Origin of the sequence: Ligaoa zhengdingensis, assembly GCF_014384885.1 — a bacterium.
GTDB classification, from domain to species: domain Bacteria; phylum Bacillota; class Clostridia; order Oscillospirales; family Ruminococcaceae; genus Ligaoa; species Ligaoa zhengdingensis.
Window position 1 is genome coordinate 1 of record NZ_JACRST010000081.1, and the last position, 1,199, is coordinate 1,199.

General features: G+C 50.8%; 2 protein-coding genes. Both read right to left on the reverse strand.

Annotated elements, in window-relative coordinates; genetic code table 11:
* Positions 1-167 precede the first annotated feature (167 nt).
* Positions 168-839: a Rha family transcriptional regulator gene (locus H8711_RS13745; RefSeq protein ID WP_249283895.1), complete on the reverse strand. Its 672-nt coding sequence runs from the start codon at positions 837-839 to the stop codon at positions 168-170.
* A gap of 81 nt (positions 840-920) precedes the next feature.
* The coding region (locus H8711_RS13750; protein ID WP_249283896.1) for a phage holin family protein at positions 921-1,199 on the reverse strand (279 nt) is incomplete at its 5' end.

Consider the following 1,199-nt stretch of genomic DNA (forward strand, 5'->3'; position numbering starts at 1 on the left):
GTTGTGGCAAGGTTGTCGAAGTAGTCCCGGTTGTTCTGCGCCGTGCTGCCAGGGTTGCCCACATAGTGCACGATCACCTTCGTGGGCCTGATCTTCGTCCCCGGCCGGCTGTAGGGGTTCACACGGATGAGCTGTTCTTTGATGTTCATGCGTCTATCTCCTTTCTATTATCCCGCCAATAGCTGCGTCGGGCTGTATCTTTCAGTCACAAACGCTTTGATCTCGTCATATCCCATTCCGACATTAATGAGTCCACTGACCAGCATTTCAAGGCTTTCTACTTCCTTGAGCTGCTCTGCGGTCAGATATTCGCGGATGCTCTCTTTCGGCTTTACGCCCATCTCAGCTTGCAATTCTTTGAGCGGCTTTCCGAAGATCGCCCTGTAAATCATCTTGGTGTAATTCGGATAGGCGAATTTCTTATTGGGGCTGTCCGCAATTTTCATTTTAATGGTGTCGGTGAGGATGTGGCGGATCATCACGCCTTTGGCGCGTTCAATCTCCCACTTCCGGCGTTCGGCGTAGATGCGGCGCAGCTCTTGCTCCATCTCATTGAAAGCTGTAATATACTTGAGCTTCCATTCGAGCGCTTTTGATCCGGTGAATCCCATCACAAGCAAAGAGAATCCATCGCGCGTCATTTCATATTGCGGATATTGCTTGCCGCGGACTTCATAAGCCGTCTCAATGAACATGGATTTGACGGCGGAATTTTCCGCCGTGAGATTTCGGATTCCTTCAAGGACGTCCTTGTGCTGTTTCTCGAAATGTTCCGCTATATCCCGGCTGTTGGCGGTTAAAATCTCGTTGTTTTCTTTTCCGGTGATTTTTACTAACATAAATGCATTCTCCTTTATGTATTTATTTTGGGCAAAAGAAAACCGGGCGGTAAATCACCGTCCGGTTCTGCTATTTACTTTTCATTGTTTCTTTGCCTGCTTGGCGATCTGGTTCACATACACGCTGCACCCCGCCGCGAGAATCCCCTGCGTCAGCGCCACAAAAACGGCCTGTAACGCATCTTTGTAACCTGTCATGTCCGTGGTCGCCAGCACCCAGACGACGGCCAGCAGCACGCCGGCAGCGCCCAACGCCAGCGGAATATACTTGTCCGCAAATGCCTGGGCCTTTTTTAGCCCCGCGCCCAGCAGGTACAACACCGGCGCCAGAATCAGCAGTTCGGGCTTTATGTAATTCAT